Origin of the sequence: Streptococcus sp. (assembly GCF_032481935.1) — a bacterium.
Classification (GTDB): Bacteria; Bacillota; Bacilli; order Lactobacillales; family Streptococcaceae; genus Streptococcus.
In genome coordinates, this window is the sequence record NZ_JAWERU010000066.1 from 1 (window position 1) to 6,086 (window position 6,086).

8 protein-coding genes and 1 pseudogene are annotated in these 6,086 nt (G+C 41.9%); all 9 read right to left on the reverse strand.

Annotation, left to right across the window (positions count from 1 at the left end; genetic code table 11):
• On the reverse strand, positions 1–489 hold a 489-nt coding region (gene rplC / locus E7C97_RS08920), incomplete at its 3' end, for a 50S ribosomal protein L3 (protein WP_261242897.1).
• 81 nt (positions 490–570) lie between these two features.
• The gene (gene rpsJ, locus E7C97_RS08925) at positions 571–879 is read right to left on the reverse strand and encodes a 30S ribosomal protein S10 (protein ID WP_001284513.1); all 309 of its coding nucleotides are present in this window, start codon (positions 877–879) and stop codon (positions 571–573) included.
• A gap of 278 nt (positions 880–1,157) precedes the next feature.
• On the reverse strand, positions 1,158–1,781 hold the full coding sequence (locus E7C97_RS08930; RefSeq protein ID WP_316108977.1) for a phosphoribulokinase: 624 nt from the start codon (positions 1,779–1,781) through the stop codon (positions 1,158–1,160).
• A complete protein-coding gene (gene nrdG / locus E7C97_RS08935) occupies positions 1,778–2,374 on the reverse strand; it encodes an anaerobic ribonucleoside-triphosphate reductase activating protein (protein ID WP_075230997.1) in 597 nt (198 codons plus the stop codon). The genes E7C97_RS08930 and nrdG overlap by 4 nt, the downstream gene beginning before the upstream one ends.
• Positions 2,371–2,880, reverse strand: a complete 510-nt coding sequence (locus tag E7C97_RS08940; RefSeq protein WP_316108978.1) for a GNAT family N-acetyltransferase — start codon at positions 2,878–2,880, stop codon at positions 2,371–2,373. Before E7C97_RS08940 ends, nrdG begins: the two co-directional genes overlap by 4 nt.
• 203 nt (positions 2,881–3,083) lie before the next feature.
• Positions 3,084–3,170, reverse strand: a pseudogene (locus tag E7C97_RS08945) (anaerobic ribonucleoside-triphosphate reductase activating protein); the annotation flags it as partial.
• 5 nt (positions 3,171–3,175) lie between these two features.
• Positions 3,176–3,676, reverse strand: coding sequence for a GNAT family N-acetyltransferase (locus E7C97_RS08950; RefSeq protein ID WP_316108979.1), 501 nt, complete (start codon positions 3,674–3,676; stop codon positions 3,176–3,178).
• A 37-nt stretch (positions 3,677–3,713) separates the two neighbouring features.
• Positions 3,714–3,854, reverse strand: a complete 141-nt coding sequence (locus E7C97_RS08955) for a hypothetical protein (protein ID WP_000521611.1) — start codon at positions 3,852–3,854, stop codon at positions 3,714–3,716.
• Between the two features lie 11 nt (positions 3,855–3,865).
• The gene (gene nrdD, locus E7C97_RS08960) at positions 3,866–6,073 is read right to left on the reverse strand and encodes an anaerobic ribonucleoside-triphosphate reductase (RefSeq protein ID WP_316108980.1); all 2,208 of its coding nucleotides are present in this window, start codon (positions 6,071–6,073) and stop codon (positions 3,866–3,868) included.
• Positions 6,074–6,086 lie beyond the last annotated feature (13 nt).

Below are 6,086 nucleotides of genomic sequence, written 5' to 3' on the forward strand. Positions count from 1 at the left end.
ACCCATACGTCCTGCAAGGTTTTTACCTTTGAATACGCGGTTAGGTGCAACAGGTCCCATAGAACCTGGACGACGGTGGTAACGAGAACCGTGAGCCATAGGTCCACGTGATTGTCCGTGGCGTTTGATAACACCTTGGAAACCTTTACCTTTAGAAGTACCAGTTACGTCAACAACATCTCCAGCTGCGAAAGTTTCAACTGTGATTTCAGCACCAACTTCCAAGCCTTCAACGTTTTTGAATTCACGAATGAAGCGCTTAGGAGCCGTGTTAGCTTTTGCTACATGTCCTTTAGCAGGTTTGTTGCTCAATACTTCGCGTTTGTCATCGAAACCAACTTGGATAGCGTTGTATCCGTCTGTTTCAACAGTTTTAACTTGAAGAACAACGTTTGGAGTTGCTTCAATAACTGTTACAGGGATCAATTCGCCAGCTTCAGTGAAGATTTGAGTCATTCCCACTTTTTTCCCTAAGATTCCTTTTGTCATGAGAAAATAGTTCCTTTTCTATATTTTTATTCAAAAAGTTTTTAACGAGCGTTTTTTATGCTCAAGTGATCAAGCTTTAAATTAAAGTTTGATTTCTACGTTTACACCACTTGGAAGATCCAATTTCATCAAAGCGTCAACTGTTTTTTGAGTTGGGTTAACGATATCGATCAAACGTTTGTGTGTACGCATTTCAAATTGTTCGCGAGAGTCTTTGTATTTGTGAGTCGCACGAATGATTGTGTAGAGGCTACGCTCAGTTGGAAGTGGGATTGGACCCGCAACTTGTGCACCTGTACGAGTAGCTGATTCTACGATTTTTGCAGCCGCTGTGTCAAGCGTACGGTGTTCGTAAGCTTTCAAACGGATACGGATTTTTTTGTTTGCCATCTTTTTCTCCTTTTCGTCTATTTAAGATAATAGGCTAGCTCCACAAGAAAACCGACGCGAGAAAACCGACGCGCGTTGCGTGGCAATGCAACCGAGCGTGTCGCAACCTCTTGCATCAAAGCTAAAGCTGTAATTTACAGCACCATAATAGAATAACACAAAGCCCCTGCGATTGCAAGGGATTTGACAGGTTTTTTTAAATTTTTTAGATGAAACTGTTTTCTTATTCCATTTTAATGAATTTGCATATTTAAGTGCTGGATTTTCTGACTTTTCTTCTATATATTGTTAGTTTTAATTTGAAATTTATCATCTGATTGATCTACCAAGATATCAGCTCTTGACTCGGTTTCTTTATAGTATTGTAGATACTGCTCTCGTCTCATCTGCTGACTAGCCAATATAATGGATGCATCGCCATTTCTCACAGTCGTATCTCGAGCTAGTCGTCTCTTTAATTCAGTCTCCTCATCTGTGTAGAAACAAACAGTTTTATCAAAGAGTTCCTTGGGTAGAAAACCCACAGACATCCCTTCGACTATCAGAATCGGTTTTTCCCCAGATAAGACCTCACTGGCTTTCCAGGGTTCCTCAATTGTTAAGATATCCATACCCGCTTGCAGAGCAAGAATATCTCTTTGTAAACTTGCCAGCTCATGCGCTACTGGTAAACATGCTGTCACCTTTTGGTCTGGTGTCTCTTTAGGTACCACTAAATGTCGTCCCGAAGTAATATAGGGATCTGTCTCTAGTAAATTTACCTTTTCAGCATCCAATACTTGGTATAATTCTTGAGCAAAAGTTGATTTCCCTGAAGCGCCGTGGCCGTAGATACCTAGCGTCCTAATTCTTCCTGAGTCTATTTCTGATACTAGTCTTTCTATTAACTCTTTTTTCTTCATTCTCTCTTCACCTGTTCATAGCTTTCTTTTCCATCGTTAAGCTTGTCCCAAATGACTACCTTTCCACTTTGGAGAGACTTTTGTACATCGATAATTCGTTGATTGGAAGAGCCGCGGAATTGAAGCATAAGATTTCTCTTGCTCCGATCATAGCGACCATCGACCAGGATATCAATCATAGATAAAAGCTCTAGCTTATCTGGAGTTTCCAGCATCATTTCTTCCCAAGTGTAGCCTGTCCAAGACCAGATGTCTTTTTCTGGCAATTCCTTTCGAATGCGTTTTACAAGGGGCAAAAGAATACCTGTATTGAGGAATGGCTCTCCTCCTAGCAAAGTCAATCCTTGAACATAGGGCTGGGCTAAGTCTGCCATGATTTGTTCTTCTAACTCTGGCGTATAGGGAATGCCTGCATTAAATGACCAGGTCGCCACATTGTAGCAACCTTCGCAATGAAACATACAACCTGCTACATAGAGAGAGTTTCGTACCCCTTCTCCATCGACAAAGTTAAAAGCCTTATAGTCAATGATGCGTCCTTGGCTGAGCTCCTCACTCTTCCACTCGCCTGGTTTTGGTGTATTCCATGTCATGCTTTCAACTCCAACTCTATCCAGTAGCGCTCCGTTCCATTTCGAACATCCTCTAACTGCCCACCATTAGCTAAGATAACAGCTCGGCTGGCAGGATTTTCTGTGCTACAAGTCACAAGCGCTCGTTTGATATTCTTTTCTTTAGCAATTTTTAGACCTTGATGGAGAGCTTCCTTAGCATAACCTTTGCCTCTTTCAGATGGGCGAATAGAATATCCTATATTCCCTGCATAATTCAGCAGTCCCTCATTCAGTCTCAATCGTAAATTTAAAAAACCTAAAGCATGGCCTGATTCATCAAACAATACGAACTGAATTGATGGGACGCAATTTTCAGGCAAGTTTATTCCCATTTCTTTATTAAGGTTAGTTTCTAGCCAATTCTCGTAAGAAAAACCCTCAGTATCCCAAAATCCGCCATCGTGGGCTGATTGGCTTTTTTCAAATTCTGCCATCATCTCTAAAACTGTTTCTTTATCTGCTAATCTTGGTCTGCGTAGTTCCATATTCCCCTCCCCGCTATAAGAAAAGCGAGAGGCAATTCTCACTTTTTCTTTCTAATTTCTTACTTCATGTCCTGCTGTTTTGATAGTAGAACCGTTCATGTGTTTGACACGCGCAGCAATTTCCTTATGACGTCCGTTGACCATCGGCCGAGCTTGTGGGTTTTCTAGATATCCACAGGTCCGTTTGACAACATCTACTGTTTAAAGTTTAAAGCCTTATAGTCAATGATACGCCCTTGACTAAGCTCCTCACTCTTCCACTCACCTGATTTTGGTGTATTCCATGTCATGCTTTCTACTCCAACTCTATCCAGTAGCGCTCCGTTCCATTTCGAACATCCTCCAACTCTCCACCATTAGCTAAGATAACAGCTCGGCTTGCTGAATTTTCTGTGCTACAAGTCACCAGAGCACGATGGATGTTCTTTTCTTTAGCCACTTGTAGACCTTGACGGAGAGCTTCCTTGGCATATCCTTTGCCTCTTTCGGAAGGGCGGATAGAATAGCCAATATGGCCAGCATGATTCAGCAAGCCCTCATTTAGTCTCAGCCGTAGATTCAAAAAACCTAAAGCATGGCCTGATTCATCAAACAAAACGAACTGAATTGATGGAACGCGATTTTCCAGCAATCCTATTCCCATTTCTTTATTTCGGCCAGTTTCTAGCCAGTCCTCGTAAGAGAAATTCTCAATATCCCAAAATCCGCCATTGTGGGTCGATTGGGTCTCTTCAAACTCCTCTATCATATCTACAACAGCTTCCTTATCTGCCAATGTTGGTCTGCGTAATATCATCTTTACCTCCAGCTAAGAGAAAAGCGAGAGCGGACTCTCACTTTTTTTTATTCTTATTTAAAAATTGCTCTCTTAGGCTAGCCACTCGGTCTTTTTTATTAACTCCACCCTTTGAATGCTTTTCGTGGAATCGTTGAACCAAGGCCTTGCCCTTATCATCTAATTGATATTTTCCCATTCTATCTCTTTCTAATTTCTTACTTCATGTCCTGCTGTTTTAATAGTAGAACCGTTCATGTGTTTCACACGCGCAGCAATTTCCTTGTGGCGTCCATTAACCATCGGACGCGCTTGCGGATTTCCAAGATAACCACAGGTCCGTTTAACAACATCTACTGTTTTAGGGTCACTATTGCCACAATTAGGGCAGGCAAAACCTCTCTCAGTTGGATCAAAATCTCCTTCAAAATCACACTTGTAGCAACGATCAATCGGAGTATTGGTTCCTAGATAACCTACACGATCATAAGCATAGTCCCAAACAGCTTCCAAGGCCTTTGGATTTTGTTGAAGAACTGGATACTCACAGTAGTGGATAAAGCCACCTGACGCACCCGCTTCTGGATAAACCTTCTCAAAATCCAATTTTTCAAAAGGAGTTGGATTTTTACGCACATCATAATGGAAGGAATTTGTGTAGTACTCTTTATCCGTTATATCTGGAATAGAACCGAATTTCTCTGTATCCAAGCGACAGAAGCGGTCTGTCAAACTTTCAGATGGCGTTGAGTAGATAGAGAAGTGATAGCCATATTGGTCTGACCACTCTTCTACTCGATGTTTCATGTCTCGAATGATATCAAGGGTGAATTCTTTAGCTTCTGGATTGGTTTCCCAATTGTTACCAAAGAATACTGCTGCCACCTCATAAAGTCCAATGTAGCCAAGCGAAACAGTAGCACGGCGATTCTTAAAGAGCTCGTCAACACTTTCTTCTTTACCAAGGCGACGGCCAAAAGCTCCGTATTGATAAAGGATAGGCGCATTAGCTGGAGTGGCTTCCTTGGTCCTCTCCACACGATAAACTAGAGCATCTTCAGCGATATTCATACGCTCATTGAAGATTTCCCAGAACTTGTTCAGGTCGCCTTCAGACTCGAGGGCGATACGAGGAAGATTGACTGTTACCACACCTAGGTTCATACGGCCAGAGTTAACTTCAACTCCATTTTCATCCTTCCATCCTTGAAGGAATGAACGACATCCCATCGGAACTTTGAAAGAACCTGTCAACTCGACAATCTTATCGTAAGACAAGACATCTGGGTACATGCGCTTGGTTGCACACTCGAGAGCCAATTGTTTAATATCGTAGTTAGGAGAACCTTCCTCTAAGTTAAGACCTCTTTTAAGAGTAAAGATCAATTTAGGGAAGATAGCTGTACGGTGTTCTGAACCAAGCCCCTTGATACGAATATTCAAGATAGCCTTTTGAATTTCACGTTCAAAACGATTGGTTCCTAGACCGAAACCAAGAGAAGTAAAAGGTGTTTGTCCATTTGATGTAAAGAGGGTGTTAATCTCGTACTCTAGAGATTGCATGGCATCATAAATGTCTTTTTGAGTTTTCTTCCAAGCGTACTCCTCACGCTTGTCAGGTAGGACCCATTCCTCAGCATCTTTAAGGTGTTTTTGGTAATTTTTCTCTGCATAAGGAGCCAAAACTTCATCTATACGGTCTGCCGAACAGCCTCCATACTGACTTGATGCAACGTTGGCGATGATTTGCGATATCTGAGCAGTCGCAGTCTGAATAGACTTAGGACTCTCTACCTCAGCATTCCCAATCTTAAAACCATTTTTCAACATGCCCTTGAAATCAATCAGACAGCAGTTGGTCATAGGCGTGTAGGGGCTGTAATCCAAATCGTGATAGTGGATATCCCCTTTTTGGTGGGCATTAGCCACATGCTTAGGAAGCATTTGAAGACCGATTGATTTCCCAACAATCCCCGCTGTCAAATCACGCTGGGTATTAAAAACATCACTATCTTTATTAGCATTCTCATTGACAACTGCCTGGTCTTTGTTGAGAAGTTTATGGATACTGAAGTTGATATCTGTTGCTTTTGAGCGCTCAAAATCCCTTTGAGTCCGATAGGTGATATACTCCTCAGCCAGAGCATATTCTTTAGCTTCCAACAATTCGTGCTCTACGATGTTTTGGATTTCGTAAATCTTAACTCCCTGTGGAAAGCGACTATGAATTTCTTTGACAATACGCTCAGTCAGAGCATTAAGGCGCTTTTCGACTAAGGGTGTCACATCCATAACCTTGTCTGCCGCCTTGTGGAGAGCCTTGTCAATCTTGTCCACATCAAATACAACACGTCTCCCATCTCGTTTCTCGACGAAGAGAGTTGGCAAAATTGTAATTTTTTCTTCTAGTGCAATCATATGCATGCTCTTT

What these genes read in the sequence shown, in the direction of transcription:
- rpsJ (WP_001284513.1), bottom strand. Translation starts at nt 879, where the DNA reads ATGGCAAACAAAAAAATCCGTATCCGTTTGAAAGCTTACGAACACCGT.
- E7C97_RS08930 (WP_316108977.1), bottom strand. Translation starts at nt 1,781, where the DNA reads ATGAAGAAAAAAGAGTTAATAGAAAGACTAGTATCAGAAATAGACTCA.
- nrdG (WP_075230997.1), bottom strand. Translation starts at nt 2,374, where the DNA reads ATGACATGGAATACACCAAAACCAGGCGAGTGGAAGAGTGAGGAGCTC.
- E7C97_RS08940 (WP_316108978.1), bottom strand. Translation starts at nt 2,880, where the DNA reads ATGGAACTACGCAGACCAAGATTAGCAGATAAAGAAACAGTTTTAGAG.
- E7C97_RS08950 (WP_316108979.1), bottom strand. Translation starts at nt 3,676, where the DNA reads ATGATATTACGCAGACCAACATTGGCAGATAAGGAAGCTGTTGTAGAT.
- E7C97_RS08955 (WP_000521611.1), bottom strand. Translation starts at nt 3,854, where the DNA reads ATGGGAAAATATCAATTAGATGATAAGGGCAAGGCCTTGGTTCAACGA.
- nrdD (WP_316108980.1), bottom strand. Translation starts at nt 6,073, where the DNA reads ATGATTGCACTAGAAGAAAAAATTACAATTTTGCCAACTCTCTTCGTC.